Annotated in this window: 17 protein-coding genes; 14 read left to right on the top strand and 3 right to left on the bottom strand. The window is 63.6% G+C overall.

Annotation, left to right across the window (positions count from 1 at the left end; all coding sequences use genetic code 11):
* The first annotated feature begins 32 nt into the window (after positions 1-32).
* Positions 33-590 carry a YggT family protein gene (locus ACLV74_RS02125; RefSeq protein ID WP_411877714.1) on the top strand — a complete coding sequence of 186 codons (558 nt, stop codon included), beginning with the start codon at positions 33-35 and terminating at the stop codon, positions 588-590.
* On the opposite strand, the gene ACLV74_RS02120 is transcribed toward ACLV74_RS02125, so the two are convergent.
* The 3 genes from ACLV74_RS02120 to ACLV74_RS02110 form a co-directional block, all read right to left on the bottom strand.
* On the bottom strand, positions 587-2,086 hold the full coding sequence (locus ACLV74_RS02120) for an NAD(P)H-hydrate dehydratase (RefSeq protein ID WP_411877713.1): 1,500 nt from the start codon (positions 2,084-2,086) through the stop codon (positions 587-589). The genes ACLV74_RS02125 and ACLV74_RS02120 overlap by 4 nt on opposite strands.
* Before the next feature lie 55 nt (positions 2,087-2,141).
* A complete protein-coding gene (locus tag ACLV74_RS02115) occupies positions 2,142-3,401 on the bottom strand; it encodes a D-amino acid dehydrogenase (protein WP_411877712.1) in 1,260 nt (419 codons plus the stop codon).
* A gap of 109 nt (positions 3,402-3,510) precedes the next feature.
* Positions 3,511-4,863 (bottom strand): amidase, encoded by a 1,353-nt coding sequence (locus ACLV74_RS02110; RefSeq protein ID WP_411877711.1) that lies wholly within the window; start codon positions 4,861-4,863, stop codon positions 3,511-3,513.
* A gap of 199 nt (positions 4,864-5,062) precedes the next feature.
* Here ACLV74_RS02110 and rpsB point away from each other — a divergent pair, with 199 nt between their 5' ends.
* The 13 genes from rpsB to lpxA all read left to right on the top strand — a co-directional run bounded on the left by rpsB (position 5,063) and on the right by lpxA (position 17,887).
* Positions 5,063-5,815: a 30S ribosomal protein S2 gene (gene rpsB / locus ACLV74_RS02105; RefSeq protein ID WP_411877710.1), complete on the top strand. Its 753-nt coding sequence runs from the start codon at positions 5,063-5,065 to the stop codon at positions 5,813-5,815.
* Positions 5,816-5,950: 135 nt separating this feature from the next.
* On the top strand, positions 5,951-6,865 hold the full coding sequence (gene tsf / locus ACLV74_RS02100) for a translation elongation factor Ts (RefSeq protein ID WP_411877709.1): 915 nt from the start codon (positions 5,951-5,953) through the stop codon (positions 6,863-6,865).
* Positions 6,866-6,927: 62 nt separating this feature from the next.
* Positions 6,928-7,638, top strand: a complete 711-nt coding sequence (gene pyrH / locus ACLV74_RS02095; RefSeq protein ID WP_036838012.1) for a UMP kinase — start codon at positions 6,928-6,930, stop codon at positions 7,636-7,638.
* Positions 7,639-7,686: 48 nt separating this feature from the next.
* On the top strand, positions 7,687-8,247 hold the full coding sequence (gene frr, locus ACLV74_RS02090) for a ribosome recycling factor (protein ID WP_411877708.1): 561 nt from the start codon (positions 7,687-7,689) through the stop codon (positions 8,245-8,247).
* Between the two features lie 145 nt (positions 8,248-8,392).
* The gene (gene uppS / locus ACLV74_RS02085) at positions 8,393-9,136 is read left to right on the top strand and encodes a polyprenyl diphosphate synthase (RefSeq protein ID WP_411877707.1); all 744 of its coding nucleotides are present in this window, start codon (positions 8,393-8,395) and stop codon (positions 9,134-9,136) included.
* Complete coding sequence (locus tag ACLV74_RS02080; RefSeq protein ID WP_411877706.1) at positions 9,136-9,996, top strand: phosphatidate cytidylyltransferase; 861 nt, start codon at positions 9,136-9,138, stop codon at positions 9,994-9,996. The genes uppS and ACLV74_RS02080 overlap by 1 nt, the downstream gene beginning before the upstream one ends.
* Positions 9,997-10,003: 7 nt before the next feature.
* Positions 10,004-11,191 carry a 1-deoxy-D-xylulose-5-phosphate reductoisomerase gene (ispC, locus tag ACLV74_RS02075; RefSeq protein ID WP_411877705.1) on the top strand — a complete coding sequence of 396 codons (1,188 nt, stop codon included), beginning with the start codon at positions 10,004-10,006 and terminating at the stop codon, positions 11,189-11,191.
* A 1-nt stretch (position 11,192) separates the two neighbouring features.
* Positions 11,193-12,569, top strand: coding sequence for an RIP metalloprotease RseP (gene rseP / locus ACLV74_RS02070; RefSeq protein WP_411877704.1), 1,377 nt, complete (start codon positions 11,193-11,195; stop codon positions 12,567-12,569).
* A 13-nt stretch (positions 12,570-12,582) separates the two neighbouring features.
* Positions 12,583-14,880, top strand: coding sequence for an outer membrane protein assembly factor BamA (gene bamA / locus ACLV74_RS02065; RefSeq protein WP_411877703.1), 2,298 nt, complete (start codon positions 12,583-12,585; stop codon positions 14,878-14,880).
* Positions 14,880-15,386, top strand: coding sequence for an OmpH family outer membrane protein (locus tag ACLV74_RS02060; RefSeq protein WP_411877702.1), 507 nt, complete (start codon positions 14,880-14,882; stop codon positions 15,384-15,386). Before bamA ends, ACLV74_RS02060 begins: the two co-directional genes overlap by 1 nt.
* 52 nt (positions 15,387-15,438) lie before the next feature.
* Positions 15,439-16,500 (top strand): UDP-3-O-(3-hydroxymyristoyl)glucosamine N-acyltransferase, encoded by a 1,062-nt coding sequence (gene lpxD / locus ACLV74_RS02055; RefSeq protein ID WP_411877701.1) that lies wholly within the window; start codon positions 15,439-15,441, stop codon positions 16,498-16,500.
* On the top strand, positions 16,497-16,937 hold the full coding sequence (gene fabZ / locus ACLV74_RS02050; protein ID WP_411877700.1) for a 3-hydroxyacyl-ACP dehydratase FabZ: 441 nt from the start codon (positions 16,497-16,499) through the stop codon (positions 16,935-16,937). Before lpxD ends, fabZ begins: the two co-directional genes overlap by 4 nt.
* Before the next feature lie 155 nt (positions 16,938-17,092).
* The gene (gene lpxA / locus ACLV74_RS02045; protein WP_411877699.1) at positions 17,093-17,887 is read left to right on the top strand and encodes an acyl-ACP--UDP-N-acetylglucosamine O-acyltransferase; all 795 of its coding nucleotides are present in this window, start codon (positions 17,093-17,095) and stop codon (positions 17,885-17,887) included.
* The last annotated feature ends 31 nt before the right edge of the window (positions 17,888-17,918 follow it).

Below are 17,918 nucleotides of genomic sequence, written 5' to 3'. Positions count from 1 at the left end.
ACCCATTCTTTCTCACGCAGGGCAGGCCGCGCATGCTGATCCGTATCCTGGCGTTTCTCCTGGAAACCCTTTTCTTCCTGCTGATCGCCGCGGCGCTGCTGCGCGCGTGGATGAACTGGGTCCGCGTCAACATGAGCGCCCAGCCGGGCCGGTTTGTGATGGCGGTGACCGACTGGCTGGTCAAGCCCTTGCGCCGCATGCTGCCCAGGTCGCTGGCGCAGTCGCGGGTGGACTGGGCCAGCGTGATTGCCGCTGTGGTGCTGGCGCTGATCTATGCGCTGCTGTGGGCCTTGCTGTTCGGCGTGCTGATGGGGGCGCTGGAGCTGGCGCCCGTGGTGCTGCTGACGCTGCTGTCCTTCGCGCTGAAGATGCTGGTGCGCGTGGCGCTGCAGACCCTGTTCATTCTGGTGCTGGGTTTTGCCATCCTCTCGTGGGTGCAGCCCGGCTCGCCGGCCTATGCCTTGCTGGGCCGCCTGACCGAGCCCCTGCTGGCGCCGCTTCGCCGGGTGATCCCGGCCGTGGGCGGCGTCGACCTCTCGGCGCTGGTGCTGATCGTGCTGCTGCAGATCGCCCTGATGATCCTCGTCTAGGAACTGGCCAGCGCCGACGCGGTCAGTGCCTGTCCGCCGGCCGGCCAGACATCGGCGATGCGGCCGTGCGCAAACACGGCGCTGCAGGCCGCCTCAAAAGCTTCCATGCCACCGGCCATGGCAGCCCCCAGCATGCCTGCCAGCACGTCGCCGGTGCCCGCGGTGGCCAGCAAGGCGTTGCCGCTGCTGTTGATGGCGCTGGGCCGGGCTGGCGCGGCGATCACGGTCCCCGAGCCCTTGAGCACCACGACGCACTGAAACCGCTCCGCCAGCTGCCGCGCTGACGCGAGCCGGTCGGCCTGCACTTCCCTGGCGTTGCTCCCGGCCAGCCGGGCCGCTTCCAGCGGGTGGGGCGTCAGCACGGTTGCGTAGCCGCGGTGGTGGCGGGCCGCGAGCTGGGTCTGCAATTGCGTGTCCGCGGCGATGGCGTTGAGCGCATCCGCGTCCAGCACCAGGCGGGGCGCCGCCGACAACACCTTGTGCAACACAAGGCGCACCGCATCGCCGCCGCCACAGCCGCACACCACCACCTGCTGCGCCAGGTCCAGTGCCTCGGGCGCGCGGAACATCAACTCGGGTTGCTGCGGGTCCACGGCCAGTGCGGGGCTGCCGAGCAGGGCCACAAACACCCGGCCCGCGCCGGCGTGCAGCGCGGCACGCGAGGCCAGCAGTGCGGCGCCGGCCATATGGCTGTGGGCGGTGGACTCCCCGCCCAGCACCGCCACGTCGCCGAAGCTGCCCTTGTGGCTGGCATGCGCGGTGGCATGCTTCGCCGTTTGCCTGGCCCGGTCTGCGCCCAGCAGCCAGGCCTGCGGCGCTGGCGCCCCCGCCCGTGCAACTGCTGTGCCGAGGTCGTCAAACCATACTTGTCCCGTGTGGTCGCGCCCGCTCGCGGTGAACAGTCCCGGCTTCAGCGTCAGAAGGCTCAAGGTAAAAGTATTGGTGGCGGCGGCGAGCCCGGCGGCGAAAGCTCCCGTGTCCGCGTCAAGGCCGGTCGGCAGGTCCACCGCCAGCCGCGGCGTGCCGTTCGCCTGCATGCGTTCCAGCCATTCCAGCATCAAGGGCGTGCCGGGGCGGGCCGGGTCCAGCGTGCCGCCAATACCGAGCAACGCGTCCACGCAGAAATCGAAGTCTTCGGGGGGCTGGGTGGCCATGGGCACACCCGCGGCCAGGGCGCGTTCGCGCGAGGCTTGGGCGTCCGGTGGCTGGCTGGCGTTGCCGGACGGCAGGCCGGTCCAGGTCAGGGACACGGTTTTGCCCCAGTGGTGCAGGTGCATGGCGGCTTCGAAGCCGTCGCCGCCGTTGTTGCCGGGCCCGCAGGCGATCCAGATGTGCCGTGCGTGCGGCGCCAGTGCCAGTGCCAGGCGCGCGACCGAGAGGCCGGCGCGCTGCATCAGCGTGTGCGGCGGCAGTCCGGCGGCGGCTTGCCGCTCAATGTCGCGGGTGGCGGCCACGCCGTAAAGCGGCTCGCTGTGGGTGCTGGAGATTTTTCGCATGGCCTGATTGTGCGCCGCGAGGATGGCGTTTTCTCAGGGGTGCGGCGCCCTGGTTTCAAGCCAGGCGAGCGACGCCCAGGCCTTCCATGTCGATGTCCGCGTTCCTGCCCGCCATCAGGTCGGCCAGCGCCCGCGCACTACCGCAACTGAGCGCCCAGCCGCTGGATCCGTGGCCCAGGTTGAGCCAGAGGCCGGCGATGCCGCTGTCGCCGATGATGGGCGGCCCGTCGGGCAGCATGGGCCGCGCGCCTTTCCATTCCTGCACGCTGGAGCCGGTGTTGGCCAGCTGGGCGGCGCCGGGAAACCAGTCGTGCAAAACCTTGTAGAGGGTTTGCAGCGAAGCGGCGCGTTTGTTGTCCAGCGAACCGCCGATTTCCGCGCTGCCGGCCACGCGCACGCGGTTGCCGAGGCGTGAAATCGCTACTTTGTAGTGCTCGTCCATCAGCGCGCTGCGCGGCGCATTCAGGGGCTCGCGAATCGGTGCGCTGATGGAGTAGCCGTAGACGGCCGCCATGGGAATCTTCAGGCCCAGCGGCTTGAGGAGTTGGGCCGAGGCCACGCCCGCGCACATGACCACGCGGTCGAAGCTGCGCGGCGCGTTTTCGTTGGCCGGCAAAATGCTGGCGGGTTGTGACGGCTCCAGCCGGGCCACGCTGGTGTTGAACTCAAAGTTCACGCCTATGCGCTGGGCCTCGTTCTTCAGCAGCAGCGCAAATTGCCGGCAGTTGGCCACCTCGTCATTGGGCAGGTGCACCGCGCCCAGGAAAGCGGTTTCCGTGTTCAGCGCCGGTTCGAGCTTCAGGACCTCTTCGGGACCGATTTCCTTGAAGGCCACGCCCGCCTCGCGCAGCACAGCCAGGCCGGGTTGCACCAATTTGCTGTCTTGCTCGGAGCGCAACAGCACCATATAGCCGGGGCTGCCGTCGTACTCGAGTTCCAGCTCAGCCGTCAGGTGGTGCAGCCTTTCCCGGCTGTAGAAGGCCAGGCGCTGCATGCGCGCGCGGTTGGCCAGGTAGGTTTCCAGCTTGCAGGCGCGAAACCATTTCCACATCCAGGCCAGTTCGCTCCCCGACAGCGGCAGGGCAAGCTTGACGGGGGCATGGCGGCTGAACAGGTGGCTGAGCACCTTGCCCGGCATGCCGGGCGCGGCCCAGGGCGTGACATAGCCGGGCGCGACCAGGCCGGCGTTGGCAAAGCTGGTTTCCTCGGCCGCGGCGCCCCTGCGCTCGAAAACGGTGACTTCATGGCCGTCAAGGGCCAGTTCGTAGGCGGTGGTGATGCCGATGATGCCGGCGCCGATGACGGCAATCCTCATGCGAGGGCGCCGCTGCGGCGTTCGGTGCGGGAGATCGTATGGTGCATGGGTTTTTAGGAGTGGGGCAGCCCGCAAGCCTTGTCAAACCAGGCGCAGGCAATTGCTGTGGTTATTGGAGCGAGCGTGCCAGGGCGGCTTCCACCTGCAGGGCCAGGTCCAGCACCGTGTCGTCATGCATCGCCGCATGCCAGAGCATCAGGCCCACGGGCAACTGGCCGGGCGTGTGGCAGGGCAGGGAAATCGCGCAGCCGTCGAGCATGTTAACCACGGACGTGTTGCGCAGCAAAAGGCTGTTGACTCTGAAAAACTCGGCATCGTCGTTCAGTACGCTGGCAATCGGCGGCGCGACCAGGGGCACGGTTGGCGACAGCACCGCGTCAAAGCCTTCCAGGCGCGTTTCCATGCGGGCGATCCAGGCCTTGCGTGCCGCCACCAGGTCGATGTAGTCGGCCGCGCCCATGCTGGCGCCGCGCAGGATGCGCAGCGCGACGCGCGGGTCGTAGCTGGCCTGGTGTTCGGCAATCAGCTTGCGATGCCAGACGTAGCTTTCAGCTGCCGACAGGCCTCCGGTGGCGTTGATGGCGGCCAGGTCGCCGATCTCCACCAGCGGGATTTCCGTGATCTTCGCTCCGGCGTCCCGCAGGACCTGCAGGCTGCGCTCAAAAGCCTGGGAGACCGTGCGGCTCAACGTGTCCTGCATCAGCGTGCCGGCTACTGCCAGCCGGTATCCGGACAGCGGCTTGCCGGTCAGCGTGACTTCGCGCGCCGCCAGCACCTCATGCACGGTGACGGCGTCGCGCACGGAGCGCGTCAAGGCGCACACCGTGTCCAGGCTGGTGGAAAGGGGCAGGGCGCCCGTGGTTGGCACCAGGCGTGCCGTGCTCTTGAAGCCGACGATGCCGCAGAGCGCCGCTGGAATGCGTATCGAGCCGCCGGTGTCGGAACCCAGGCCCACCAGGGCCGCGCCGGTCGCCACCGATACGGCCGCGCCCGACGATGAACCGCCCGGGATGCGTGGCGTGTCGGGGTCGGCCGGGTTGGCGGGTGTGCCGTAGTGCGGGTTGATCCCCACCCCCGAAAAAGCGAATTCGACCATATTGGTACGCCCCACCACCGCCGCGCCGGCTGCACGCAGGCGAGCCACCGCGGGGCAGTCGGACTGGGCTGCGGCAGCGTGTGCCAGCACCGTGGAGCCTGCCGATGTGGTCTGGCCGGCCACGTCGAACAAATCCTTGATGGACACCGGAATTCCGCCCAAAGGAAGGTCCAGAGCGCCGGGAGGAGTCGTTTTCAGCGTTTCCGGCATGTCGCCGGGGCCGGCATTGGGCATAAAAACATGCTCGCAGACCGGGCTTTGCGCGGTATGGGCGGCTTGCGCCAGGACGTCCCGGGGTTGCAGATGGCCCTCCTGGAGTGCCTGGCGAACGGCATGGAGGTCGCCTGTGGGAGGTGTCTGGCTCATAGGATGGGAAGGAGTGCGAGAGGAGGCGAGAGAGGAGGGCGGGAGGATGTTATACTCGACAGGCTTTGTGAATGACGATTTTGTTGTTCGCTAGGCAAATCGCAAATCAGCCACCCAAGGTGTTGCCCCGGAAATTCTCTAGAAGAGACCGCCGGGGCGATAAGCGCTGATTTTAGACACAACCTTCTGGAGTACTTTTATGTCGACCACTATGCGCGAAATGCTGGAAGCAGGCGTTCATTTCGGACACCAAACCCGCTTCTGGGACCCGAAGATGGCCCCCTATATCTTTGGTCATCGCAACCGCATCCACATCATTAACCTGGAAAAATCGCTGCCGATGTACCAGGAGGCGATGAAGTTCGCCAAGCAGCTGTCCGCCAACCGCGGCACCATCCTGATGGTGGGCACCAAGCGCCAGGCCCGCGAAATCGTCGCCACCGAAGCCAAGCGCGCCGGCGTTCCCTACGTTGACCAGCGCTGGCTGGGCGGCATGCTGACTAACTTCAAGACGGTCAAGACCTCGATCAAGCGCCTGAAAGAGATGAAAGCCCAGCAAGAAGCCGGCCTTGATTCCATCAGCAAAAAAGAACAGCTCACCTTCAAGCGCGAAATCGAAAAGCTTGAAAAAGACATCGGCGGCATTCAGGACATGAACGCCCTGCCGGACGCCATCTTCGTGATCGACGTGGGTTTCCACAAAATCGCGATCCTGGAAGCCAAGAAGCTCGGCATCCCCCTGATCGGTGTGGTGGACTCCAACCACTCGCCAATCGGCATCGATTACGTGATTCCCGGCAACGACGACTCCTCCAAGGCTGTGGCGCTGTACGCCCGCGGCATCGCCGACGCGATCATTGAAGGCCGCGCCAACGCCGTGAACGACGTCGTCAAGGCGGTGTCGACCGAGAACTCGGATGAATTTGTAGAAGTGGAAAACGCCGCTGGCTGATTAAGCGCGCCAGCGATGGCGCTGCGTTAGACGCGAAAAAGGGGCTCGCGTAGCCCCTTTTTCACAACTTGAGCATCAAGAAGGGAGCGGCCCTGTCGGCCCATCCCTGTCAACACGACAAACGGAGAATCAAAAATGGCAATTACTGCAAGCATGGTCGCTGAACTGCGCGCCAAGACCGACGCCCCCATGATGGAGTGCAAAAAAGCGCTCACCGAAGCCGAAGGCAACTTCGAAAAGGCCGAGGAAATCCTGCGCGTCAAGCTGGGTAACAAGGCCGGCAAGGCCGCTTCCCGCATCACCGCCGAAGGCGTGATCGCGTACCACACCGAAGGCGGCATAGGCGCGCTGGTTGAAATCAACTGCGAAACCGACTTCGTGACCAAGAACGACAGCTTCCTGGCGTTCACCAAGGCCGTCGCTGAAGGCATCGTCAAAAATAACCCGGCCGACGTGGCTGCGGTCGGCGCCATGCCGCTCACCCTGGACGGCTTCGGCCCGACGGTGGAAGACGTGCGCAAGGGCCTGATCGGCAAGATCGGCGAGAACATGAGTGTTCGCCGCTTCCAGCGTTTCGCCACCGGCAAACTGGCTTCCTACCTGCACGGCACGCGCATCGGCGTGGTCGTCGAGTTTGACGGCGACGAAGCCGCCGCCAAGGACGTCGCCATGCATGTGGCCGCCATGAAGCCGGTGTCCCTGTCCAGCGCCGACGTGCCTGCCGATCTCGTCGCCCGTGAGCGCTCCGTGGCTGCCGCCAAGGCCGCTGAAGATGCCGCAAAGGCCACCGCAGAAGGCAAGCCTGTGCAGTCGCCCGAAATCGTTGCCAAGCGCATCGAAGGCGGCGTGCAGAAGTACCTGAAGGAAGTCAGCCTGCACAACCAGGCTTTCGTCAAGAACGACAAGCAGACCGTCGAGCAGATGCTGAAGGAAAAGGGCACCGCGGTGAAGTCCTTCACGCTGTACGTTGTCGGCGAAGGCATCGAGAAGAAGGTTGACGATTTCGCCGCCGAGGTTGCCGCCCAGGTGGCTGCCGCCAAGTCGGCCTGATCGTTTCCCGCCCCGCCGGAAGGCCGCTAAACTTATCCATAACCCCAACAGGAGCCTCTCACATGCCAGCCTACAAGCGAATCTTGTTAAAACTGTCAGGTGAGGCCCTGATGGGCGATGACGCTTTCGGCATCAACCGCGCCACCATCGTGCGCATGGTCGAGGAAATCGCCGAAGTCACCCGCATGGGTGTGGAGGTGGCAGTCGTCATCGGCGGCGGCAATATTTTCCGCGGCGTGGCCGGCGGCTCGGTCGGCATGGACCGCGCCACCGCCGACTACATGGGCATGCTGGCCACCGTGATGAACGCCCTGGCTTTGGGCGACACCATGGACAAGGCCGGGCTGATCGCCCGCGTGATGTCGGCCATCGGCATTGAACGCGTGGTTGAGCCCTACGTCCGCCCCAAGGCGTTGCAGTACCTCGAAGAGGGCAAGGTCGTCATCTTTGCGGCCGGCACCGGCAATCCGTTTTTCACCACCGACACGGCGGCCGCATTGCGCGGCGCGGAGATCGGCGCCGAGATCGTGCTGAAGGCCACCAAGGTCGACGGTGTGTACACTGCGGACCCCAAGAAAGACCCGAAGGCCACGCGCTACACCAACATCACGTTTGATGAAGCCATGGGCAAAAACCTCGAGGTCATGGATGCCACGGCCTTTGCGCTGTGCCGCGACCAGAAGCTGCCCATCAAGGTGTTCAGCATCTTCAAGCACGGCGCGCTCAAGCGCGTGGTGCAGGGCGAAGACGAGGGAACGCTGGTTCACGTTTGAGCCTTCCACGGCTTGCTTTTTTCGCTATCAAAATCCGGAGATTCGACCATGAGCATTGTTGAAGTCAAGCAGCTGGCAGAGCAAAAAATGCTGCAGTCCATCGACTCGTTCAAGAACGGCCTGACCAAGATCCGTACGGGCCGCGCCAACCCGGGGCTGCTCGACACGGTCCATGTGGACTATTACGGCTCCATGGTGCCTATCAGCCAGGTGGCCAATGTGTCCTTGCTCGATGCGCGGACCATCAGCGTGTCGCCCTGGGAAAAAGGCATGGGCGCCAAGATTGAAAAAGCCATTCGCGATTCCGACCTGGGGCTCAACCCGGCGGCGCAGGGCGACCTGATCCGCGTTCCCATGCCGGCGATGACCGAAGAGCGCCGCAAGGAACTCACCAAGGTCGTACGTGCCGAAGGCGAGCATGCCAAGGTCGCCATCCGCAACCTGCGCCGCGATGCCAATGACGGCATCAAGAAGCTGGTCAAGGACAAGCTCGCGTCCGAGGACGAGGAGCGCCGTTCGCAGGACGACATCCAGAAGTTCACCGACCGTTTCATTGCCGAAGTTGACAAATTGGTCGCCGGCAAGGAACAAGACATCATGGCGGTCTAGATTGCCCCCACGTTCGCTCGCTTCGCGTAGCTCTCTGCCCCCCGAGGGGGCCGCTGCGCCTGCGACCCGGCAAAGCCGGTTCCGCGGCCCCTGCTTGAAAAGACAGATGCCTCACGCCCATTAAGGGCAGCGCCTGACTGCTGACATGGCCTCAACAAGTTCCACCGCCGTCCCGCGCCACGTTGCCATCGTCATGGACGGCAACGGCCGCTGGGCGACCAAACGGTTTCTGCCCCGCATCGCGGGCCACAAGCAAGGCGTTGATTCACTGAGTCGCTGCGTGCGCGCGTGCCTGGAGCGCGGAATAGGCGTGCTGACCGTGTTCGCTTTTTCTTCGGAAAACTGGAACCGCCCATCCGAAGAGGTGTCCGGCCTGATGGAGTTGCTGGCTCTGTCGCTGGCCAAGGAAGTTCCCAGCTTGAACGACAACGGCGTGCAGCTGCATTTCATCGGCGACCGCCAGCGGCTGTCCGAGAAAGTCCAGGCCGGGCTCGCGAAAGCCGAACGCGACACTTCCGCCAACAGCCGGCTGGTTTTTAATGTGTGCTTCAACTACGGCGGCCGCTGGGACATCGCCCAGGCGGCGCAAAAGCTGGCCAGCCAGGGTGAGCCCATCACCGAACTCTCGCTGGACCGCGCCATGGCGATGGCGCATGTGCCGGACCCGGACCTACTGATCCGCACCGGCGGCGAACTGCGCATCAGCAACTTTCTGCTGTGGCAGGCCGCGTATTCGGAACTGCATTTTTCCGACAAGCTGTGGCCCGAGTTCGACGAGGTGGCGCTGGATGAGGCGATTGCCGTTTTTCGCACCCGCGAACGGCGCTTTGGCCAGACCTCGGCTCAGGTCAGCGGCCAGGGTAACAACCACAATGCAAAGGCGGCTTGATGCTTAAACAGCGTGTAATCACGGCGATTGTCCTGCTGGCCATCTTGCTGCCCGCACTTTTTTACAAAACTCCCGAGCCTTTCTGTGCCGTGGCTTTGCTGCTGATCGCGGCGGGTGCCTGGGAGTGGGGACGCCTCAATGGCTATGGGCAGGGCACCTCGGTGGGGCTTGGCCTTGCCTGTGTGGCGGTCTGCGCGCTGTCCTGGTATGGCGGGTTGCTTGAAAAACCTTTGCCCGTGCTCTGGGCGGCTGCCGGCGCGGTGTGGGTGCTGGCCGGCGGCTGGCTGCTGCGCAATGGCGTGGCCGGCTGGCCTCGTATTCCAAAGGCGCTGCGGCTGGTGGCGGGGCTGGTCGCGCTGTGGCTGGCCTGGCTGGCCGTCGCGCAGGCGCGTGTCGTCGGCGTCAATTTCCTGCTGTCCGTGCTGCTGCTGGTCTGGGTGGCGGACATTTTTGCCTACTTTGCCGGGCGTACATTCGGCGGCCGGTTCAGCAAGGGCAAGCTGGCGCCTTCGATCAGCCCGGGCAAAAGCTGGGAAGGCGTCTGGGGCGGCATGGCCGGCGTGGTCGTGCTGTCGCTTGCCTGGGTGTATGCGGGCAGCGCTGCGGGGGGTATCGGATTTTGGGGCGAGGTGACGCTTTACAGCCGGCTGGCGGCGAAGCATGGCCTGCTCATCATGCTGCTGGCGGTCATTTTCCTGGCCGCCATGAGTGTCGTGGGCGACCTGGTCGAGTCCCTGATCAAGCGCAGCGCCGGCGTGAAAGACTCCAGCGGCCTGCTGCCCGGCCATGGCGGGGTGCTGGACCGTGTCGACGCGCTCCTGCCCACCTTGCCCTTGGCCATGATGCTGGTCTCGCTCTAGGCCCGTCATGTCCTTCAGCAAGCAGCGCATCACCGTTCTGGGCTCCACGGGGTCCGTGGGCGTCAACACGCTGGACGTGGTCGCGCGCCATCCCGACCGTTTTGAAGTGTTCGCGCTCAGCGCGGCGACGCAGACCGACCTGATGCTGGCGCAGTGCGTCCGGTTCAAGCCGCAGTACGCAGTGATGGCGAGCGAGCCGCACGCCCGCGTGCTGGCGGACAAGGTCAAGGCGCACCAGCTTCCCGTTCAGGTGTTGTGGGCGCCGGATGCGCTCGAAATGATCGCGTCGCACGAATCGGTGGACACCGTGATGGCGGCCATCGTGGGCGCGGCCGGCCTGCCGCCCTGCATGGCGGCGGCGCGCGCCGGAAAGCGCCTGCTGCTGGCCAACAAGGAGGCCCTGGTTGTCGGCGGCGAGGTATTCATGCAGGCGGTACGCGCCGGAGGCGCCAAGCTGCTGCCCATCGACAGCGAGCATTCGGCCATTTTCCAGTCCCTGCCCGAAGACGCCGCGACCTGGGGCGAGCGGGTCGAAAAGATCATCCTGACCGCCTCCGGCGGACCCTTCCGCACGCGCGACCTTGCCAGCTTGCGCCATGTCACGCCCGACGAAGCCTGCGCCCATCCCAACTGGGTGATGGGCCGCAAGATATCCGTCGATTCCGCCACCATGATGAACAAGGCCCTGGAAGTCATCGAAGCGAAGTTCCTGTTCGACCTGGCGCCGGAGCAGATCGAGGTGGTGATCCACCCCCAGAGCATCATTCATTCCATGGTGCAGTACCGTGATACCTCGGTGGTGGCACAACTTGGCACGCCCGACATGCGCGTTCCCATCGCCTACGGCCTGGCATGGCCGGACCGGGTCGTGTCGGGCGCCAAAGCCCTGGATTTCAGGTCGCTGGCCACCATGACCTTTGAAGTCCCGGACAACGAGCGCTTTCCCGGGCTGCCGCTGGCGTGGGAGGTTCTGAGCGCCCCCGTCGGCAGCACGGCCGTTCTCAACGCGGCCAATGAAGTCGCCGTCGCCGCCTTTCTTGAGAAACGCATTCGTTTTGACCATATTCACCATGTAAATCACGCAACTTTGGAGGCGGTAGCGCTCTCAGAGGTAAGTGATATCGAAGGCCTGCTCGGGCTGGACGGGCAGGCCAGACGCGTCGCCCTTCAAATTGCCGGACAACTGGAGTCTTGACATGCTGACCCTGATTTCTTTCGTCGTGACGCTGGGCATCCTGATTGCGGTGCATGAATACGGGCACTACCGCGTGGCGGTGGCCTGCGGCATCAAGGTCCTGAAATTTTCCATCGGCTTCGGCAAGCCGATTTACACCTGGCGGCTCAAAAACAAGTCCACCGAGTTCTCCATCGGCATGTTGCCCCTGGGCGGCTACGTCAAGATGCTGGACGAGCGCGAGGCACCCGTGGACCCGGCCGAGCGCCACCTCGCTTTCAACACCCAGCCGCTGAAAGCCCGGGCCGCAGTGGTGGCGGCCGGCCCGGCCGCCAACCTGTTGCTGGCAGTGCTTTTGTACGCCATCGTCAACTGGAGCGGCCTGCAGGAGCCCAAAGCCGTGCTGGCCAGTCCCGTGGTCGGTTCTCTGGCCGAAAAAGCCGGGCTGCGCGGCCATGAGACGGTCGAGCAGGCGGCGTTTGAAGGCGATGAACCCCAGGCCGTGCGCTCCTTTGAGGACCTGCGTTGGCGCCTCACCCAGGGCGCACTGGATGGCCGCGACCTCACGCTGGTGCTGGGCGGCGATACGGCGGGCGCGGGGAAAACGGTACAGCTGGCGCTCAGCACGCTGGGCGCCGCCGAGGCCGATGCCCAGCTGTTCCGGAAAATCGGCATCCTCGGGCCTTGGACCCGTCCCGAGATAGGGGATGTCATGGCCGGCGGCGCCGCCGAAAAATCCGGCCTGCGTGCCGGCGATGTGGTGGTGCGTATAGGGAATACCGCTATCGTGGACGGGCCGCATCTGCGTGAAGTCATACGCGCATCGGCCCAGGCATCCAATGCGGGTGCGGCAACCGTTGTGCCGCAAAGCTGGCATGTCATTCGCGCCGGCCAGCCCCTGGCCTTGCAGGTGACGCCTGAACTCAAAACCGCCAATGGAACAATGGTGCCCCGGATCGATGCCTATGTGGGCGCGCCGGCGGAACTCGTCACGGTGCGCTACGGCTTTGTCGACGGCCTGTGGCAGGGCGCCGTGCGCACCTGGCAAGTGTCCGTGCTGACGCTGCGCATGATGGGAAAAATGGTGATCGGCGAGGCGTCGCTCAAGAACCTCAGCGGCCCGCTCACGATTGCTGATTACGCGGGCAAATCCGCGAGCATGGGCTGGAGTTCCTACCTGGTGTTTTTGGCCCTGATCAGCGTGAGCCTGGGTGTCCTGAATTTACTGCCGTTGCCGGTTCTGGATGGGGGGCACCTGATGTATTATCTTTGGGAGGGGATCACCGGTCGCGGCGTGTCTGACGCCTGGATGGACCGGTTACAGCGCGGTGGCGTTGCGATCCTGCTGGGCATGATGTGCGTTGCCCTGTTTAACGATGTCACCCGGCTCTTGGGCTAATTCCATACATTTCATGCAAAAACAAATAAATCGTTTCAAAGTTCGCGCAGTCTGCGCCATCGCCGCCGGTCTTTTTGCAGCCAGCACCGCCTGGGCCGTTGACCCTTTCACGGTGCGCGACATTCGGGTTGAAGGTTTGCAGCGCGTGGAGCCCGGAACCATTTTTGCATCGCTTCCCTTTCGTGTCGGCGAAACCTATAACGACGACAAGGGCTCGACAGCCATTCGCGCGTTGTTCGGCCTGGGGCTGTTCAAGGACGTAAGGCTTGAAGTCAGCGGCGACGTGCTGGTCGTGATCGTTGAAGAACGCCCCACCGTGGCCGACGTGGATTTCGTCGGAACCAAGGAATTCGACAAGGAAGTGCTGAAGAAAGCGTTGCGCGAAGCCGGCATCGCCGACGGCCAGCCCTTTGACAAGGCGCTTGCCGACAAGGCCGAGCAGGAACTCAAGCGCCAGTACATCAACAAGAGCCTGTACGGCGTCGAGGTGATCACCACCGTCACGCCGATTGAGCGAAACCGCGTCAACCTGACCTTCAGCGTGGTCGAAGGCGACGTCGCCAAAATCAAGGAAATCCACATCACGGGCAACAAGGCCTTCAGCGAGTCGACCTTGCTGGGGCTGTTTGACCTGGACACCGGCGGCTGGCTCAGCTGGTATACCAAGTCCGACCGCTATTCGCGCACCAAGCTCAATGCCGACATCGAGACCTTGCGCTCGTACTACCTGTCGCGCGGCTACCTCGAATTCAAGATCGACTCGACCCAGGTCGCCATTTCCCCCGACAAACAGAGCATCGCCATCACCGTCAACGTGACCGAGGGCGAGCGTTTTGTGGTGTCGGGCGTCAAGCTCGAAGGCAACTACCTGAACAAGGAAGAAGAATTCAAGACCCTGGTCAAGATCGAGCCCGGCGAGCCTTACAACGCCGACCAGGTCGCCGAAACCACCAAGGCCTTCACCGATTATTTCGGCACCTTCGGGTTTGCTTTTGCCCGCGTCGATGCGGTTCCCGAGATTGATCGAAGCAATAACCGTGTCGCCTTTGTGCTCCAGGCGGATCCTTCGCGCCGCGCCTATGTCCGGCGCGTGAACGTGGCGGGCAACAACCGCACGCGCGACGAAGTCGTGCGCCGTGAGTTCCGCCAGTTTGAGTCGTCCTGGTACGACGGCGACAAAATCCGCCTGTCGCGCGACCGTGTGGACCGCCTCGGTTATTTCACCGAAGTGAACGTTGATACGCAGGAAGTCCCCGGCACCAGCGACCAGGTCGACGTGACGATGACCGTGATCGAGAAACCCACCGGCAACCTGCAGTTGGGTGCGGGTTATTCCAGCGCTGACAGCGTGTCCCTGCTGTTCGGCATCAAGCAGGAAAACGTATTCGGTTCGGGCAACTACCTCGGCATCGAACTCAATACCAGCAAATCGAACCGCCAGGTGGTGCTGAGCACCATAGATCCTTATTTCACGGCCGACGGTATTTCCCGCACCATCGACGTCTATGACCGCACGTCCCAGCCCCTGTCGGGCCAGGGCGGCGACTACAGCCTGAAAACCCGCGGCGCCAGCATCCGTTTCGGGGTTCCGTTCACCGAAAACGATACCGTCTATTTCGGCAGCGGCTATGAACAGTTGACGATCGTCCCGGGCACCAACCTCCCCGTCAGCTATCAGGACTATGCGAACCAGTTCGGCTACAAGAGCAGTTCCATTCCCCTGACGGTCGGATGGTCGCGCGACAGCCGCGACAGTTCGCTGGTGCCTACCACGGGCCGCTTCCAGCGCGTGTACGGCGACTGGGGCATCGCCGGCGACATCAAATTCGTGCGGGCCAACTACCAGATCCAGCAATACATTCCCCTGAACAAGCAGTTCACGATTGCCCTGAACGGTGAATTCGGCTGGGGCAAAGGCCTGAACGGCCAGCCTTATCCGTTGTTCAAGAACTACTACTCGGGCGGCCTCGGCTCTGTGCGCGGGTTTGAACAGGGTTCGCTGGGTCCGCGCGATGCCTCCGACCTGGCCATCGGCGGCCCGAAAAAGCTGACGCTCAACGCGGAACTCGTCGCTCCATTTCCAGGCGCGGGCAATGACAGGACCTTGCGTATGTTTGGTTTTGTCGACGCCGGCAACGTTTTTGGCGAGAAAGAGCAATACCGCATGAGTGACTTGCGGATATCAACCGGTGTTGGTATCAGCTGGATTTCCCCGGTTGGACCTTTGCGCATTGCGATTGCAACCCCGCTGCGCAAAAAGCCAGGCGATAGAATAGAGCGGTTGCAATTCCAAATTGGTACATCTTTCTAATGAAGCATCTTTCAAGCAAAATTTTCCTGGGTCTTGCCATTGCACTGGCGGGTTTTTCCGCAAGTGCGCAGGATTTCAAGGTCGGCGTCGTCAATCTGGACCGGATTTTCCGCGAGGCCAACTCCGCCAAAGCGGCCCAGACCAAGCTCGAGCAGGAATTCAGCAAACGTGAAAAAGAGCTGAATGACCTGGCAACGCAGTTGAAGACGCTGTCCGACAAGTTCGAGCGCGAGGCCCCTACGCTTCCGGAAAGCCAGCGAACCACGCGGCAAAAGCAGCTGGTGGACCAGGACCGGGATTTCCAGCGCAAGCGCCGCGAGTTCCAGGAAGACCTGAACACCCGCAAGAATGAAGAACTCCAGCAGGTGATTGAGCGTGCCAACAAGGTTGTCAAAACCCTGGCCGAAACCGAAAAATACGACCTGATCCTGCAGGAATCGGTTTACGTCAATCCCAAGCACGACATCACCGACAAGGTGATCAAGGCGCTGAACGCCGCCCGTTGATGGCGGGGGTGTTCTTCACCACGACCACCATCGTCAAAACGGCAGGCGCAGTGTGACACTCCGTCTCGCCGACATCGTTCAGTTCCTCGCCGGTGTCAACGCCGAACTGATCGGCGACCCTGGCCTGCAGATAGAGCGGCTCTCCACCCTGGAGGCCGCCGGCCCCGCAGACCTGAGCTTCCTCAGTCACCCCAAATACCTGGCCAAGCTGGCGCAGTCCGCCGCGGCCTGCGTCATCGTGGCGCCCGCCGCGCGGCAGGCCGCCGTCAATCGCGGTGCCTGCATCGTGGTGGAAGACCCGTACCACGCCTTTGCGCTGGTCACCCAATTGTGGAAGCAGCGGCATTCGCCGCAGGCCGCGCCGCATATCCATCCCAGCGCCTTCATCGATCCGTCCGCCACGCTGGCGCCCGGTGTGTCGGTGGGGGCCTTCGCCTGCATAGGGGAGGGCGCTGTCATAGCCGCGGGCGCGCGCATTGCCGAGCATTGCGTCGTCGGGCGGCATGCGCAGGTAGGGGCCGGTACCCATCTGTCGGCCCGCGTTACGCTGGCGGACGGCTGCCGCATAGGCGCGCGCTGCATCGTGCATCCGGGCGCGGTGATAGGCGCCGACGGTTTCGGCTTTGCCCTGCATGAAGGACAGTGGGTCAAGATCGAGCAACTGGGCGGCGTGCTGATCGGCGACGACGTTGAGATCGGGGCCAATACCTGCATAGACCGCGGCGCGTTGCAAGATACGGTGCTCGAAGACGGCGTCAAGCTCGATAACCTCGTCCAGATCGGCCACAACGTGCGGGTCGGCAAGCACACCGCCATGGCCGGCTGTGCCGGCGTTGCCGGTAGTGCCACCATAGGCGCCCACTGCACCGTGGGCGGCGGCGCCATCGTGCTGGGCCACCTGAGCCTTGCCGACAACGTGCATGTGTCGGCGGCGTCCGTCGTGACGCGCTCCATCCTCAAGCCCGGAAATTACACCGGGCTCTTCCCCATCGACGACAATGCTGTCTGGGAAAAAAACGCCGCCACGCTCAAGCAGCTCCACACGCTTCGCGAGCGCCTGCGGCAGGCTGAAAAAGCCATTCTGAACTCAGGACACATTGAAGAAAAATCATGATGGATATCCACCAAATTCTCAAGCAGCTGCCGCACCGCTACCCCATCCTGCTGGTGGATCGGGTACTGGAAATTGAAAAAGGCAAACGCATCAAGGCGCTGAAGAACGTCACGATCAACGAGCCGTTTTTCATGGGGCACTTTCCCCATCACCCGGTCATGCCCGGCGTGCTGATGCTCGAAGCCATGGCGCAGGCCGCCGCCTTGCTGGCTTTTGAAACCCTGGGCGTAACGCCCGACGACAAGACGGTTTATTACTTCGCCGGCATAGACGGCGCGCGCTTCAAGCGCCCGGTCGAGCCCGGCGACCAGCTGATCATGGACGTCACGCTGGACCGCATGAAGGCCGGTATTTTCAAGTTCAAGGGCGTGACGCGCGTCGGTGACACCATCGCCTGCGAGGCCGAACTCATGTGCACCATGCGCACCATTGCGTGAATGGCCGCCACGCTTTTCGCTTCGCATAATTCGCCGCCCCCCGAGGGGGCTGCTGCGCCTGCGGTCTGGCGAAGCCAGTCCCGCGGCCCCGGCGTGAATGGGGGCCTGCCCATGCGGCTTTCGGCCTGCTTATTCGCTGAACATTCGAGTTTGTCATGACAGCTATACATTCCACCGCACTGGTTGACCCGCAGGCCCAGCTCCATGAGTCCGTGAGTGTCGGGCCCTATACCGTCATCGGCCCGCACGTGAAAATCGGCGCCGGCACCACCGTCGGCCCGCACTGCGTGATCGAAGGCCACACGACCATAGGCCGCGACAACCGGATCTTCCAGTTCAATTCGCTGGGCGCGATCCCGCAGGACAAAAAGTACGCGGGCGAGCCCTGCGAGCTGATCATCGGCGACCGCAACACCATCCGCGAGTTCTGCACCTTCAACATCGGCTCGCCCGGCGACAGCGGTGTGACGCGCGTGGGCGACGACAACTGGCTCATGGCCTATGTGCACCTGGCGCATGATTGCGTTGTAGGCAACAACACCATATTCGCCAACAATACCCAACTGGGCGGGCATGTGCATGTGGACGACTGGGTGATCCTGGGCGGCTTCACCGTCGCGCACCAGTTTGTGAAAATCGGTGCCCACAGCTTCACAGCCATGTGCTCGCTGCTGTTCGCCGATTTGCCGCCTTTTGTCATGGCACAGGGCCAACCGGCCGAGGCGCGGTCCATGAATTTTGAAGGACTGCGGCGCCGGGGGTTTTCGCCCGACCGTATTTCCGCCGTCAAGGCCATGCACAAGGCCCTGTACCGCGACGACCTCACGCTGGACCAGGCCCGCGCGCGCATTGCCGAATTGACCGGGAAGCACCCGGAAGCGGCCCCCGACGTGCAGATGATGCTTTCCTTCCTGGAACAAACTTCGCCGCAACGCGGCATCGTCCGGTAAGGCCCATGTCTCTTCAGACCAGCCCTCTGCC

It is taken from the genome of Polaromonas sp. YR568 (assembly GCF_943369415.1).
Lineage (GTDB): Bacteria > Pseudomonadota > Gammaproteobacteria > Burkholderiales > Burkholderiaceae_C > Polaromonas.
This window is presented reverse-complemented; position numbering and strand designations above follow the sequence as displayed.

What these genes read in the sequence shown, in the direction of transcription:
- tsf (WP_411877709.1), top strand. Translation starts at nt 5,951, where the DNA reads ATGGCAATTACTGCAAGCATGGTCGCTGAACTGCGCGCCAAGACCGAC.
- rpsB (WP_411877710.1), top strand. Translation starts at nt 5,063, where the DNA reads ATGTCGACCACTATGCGCGAAATGCTGGAAGCAGGCGTTCATTTCGGA.
- pyrH (WP_036838012.1), top strand. Translation starts at nt 6,928, where the DNA reads ATGCCAGCCTACAAGCGAATCTTGTTAAAACTGTCAGGTGAGGCCCTG.
- fabZ (WP_411877700.1), top strand. Translation starts at nt 16,497, where the DNA reads ATGATGGATATCCACCAAATTCTCAAGCAGCTGCCGCACCGCTACCCC.
- lpxA (WP_411877699.1), top strand. Translation starts at nt 17,093, where the DNA reads ATGACAGCTATACATTCCACCGCACTGGTTGACCCGCAGGCCCAGCTC.
- ACLV74_RS02125 (WP_411877714.1), top strand. Translation starts at nt 33, where the DNA reads ATGCTGATCCGTATCCTGGCGTTTCTCCTGGAAACCCTTTTCTTCCTG.
- bamA (WP_411877703.1), top strand. Translation starts at nt 12,583, where the DNA reads ATGCAAAAACAAATAAATCGTTTCAAAGTTCGCGCAGTCTGCGCCATC.
- frr (WP_411877708.1), top strand. Translation starts at nt 7,687, where the DNA reads ATGAGCATTGTTGAAGTCAAGCAGCTGGCAGAGCAAAAAATGCTGCAG.
- ispC (WP_411877705.1), top strand. Translation starts at nt 10,004, where the DNA reads ATGTCCTTCAGCAAGCAGCGCATCACCGTTCTGGGCTCCACGGGGTCC.
- ACLV74_RS02080 (WP_411877706.1), top strand. Translation starts at nt 9,136, where the DNA reads ATGCTTAAACAGCGTGTAATCACGGCGATTGTCCTGCTGGCCATCTTG.
- ACLV74_RS02110 (WP_411877711.1), bottom strand. Translation starts at nt 4,863, where the DNA reads ATGAGCCAGACACCTCCCACAGGCGACCTCCATGCCGTTCGCCAGGCA.
- ACLV74_RS02060 (WP_411877702.1), top strand. Translation starts at nt 14,880, where the DNA reads ATGAAGCATCTTTCAAGCAAAATTTTCCTGGGTCTTGCCATTGCACTG.
- rseP (WP_411877704.1), top strand. Translation starts at nt 11,193, where the DNA reads ATGCTGACCCTGATTTCTTTCGTCGTGACGCTGGGCATCCTGATTGCG.
- ACLV74_RS02115 (WP_411877712.1), bottom strand. Translation starts at nt 3,401, where the DNA reads ATGAGGATTGCCGTCATCGGCGCCGGCATCATCGGCATCACCACCGCC.
- uppS (WP_411877707.1), top strand. Translation starts at nt 8,393, where the DNA reads ATGGCCTCAACAAGTTCCACCGCCGTCCCGCGCCACGTTGCCATCGTC.
- ACLV74_RS02120 (WP_411877713.1), bottom strand. Translation starts at nt 2,086, where the DNA reads ATGCGAAAAATCTCCAGCACCCACAGCGAGCCGCTTTACGGCGTGGCC.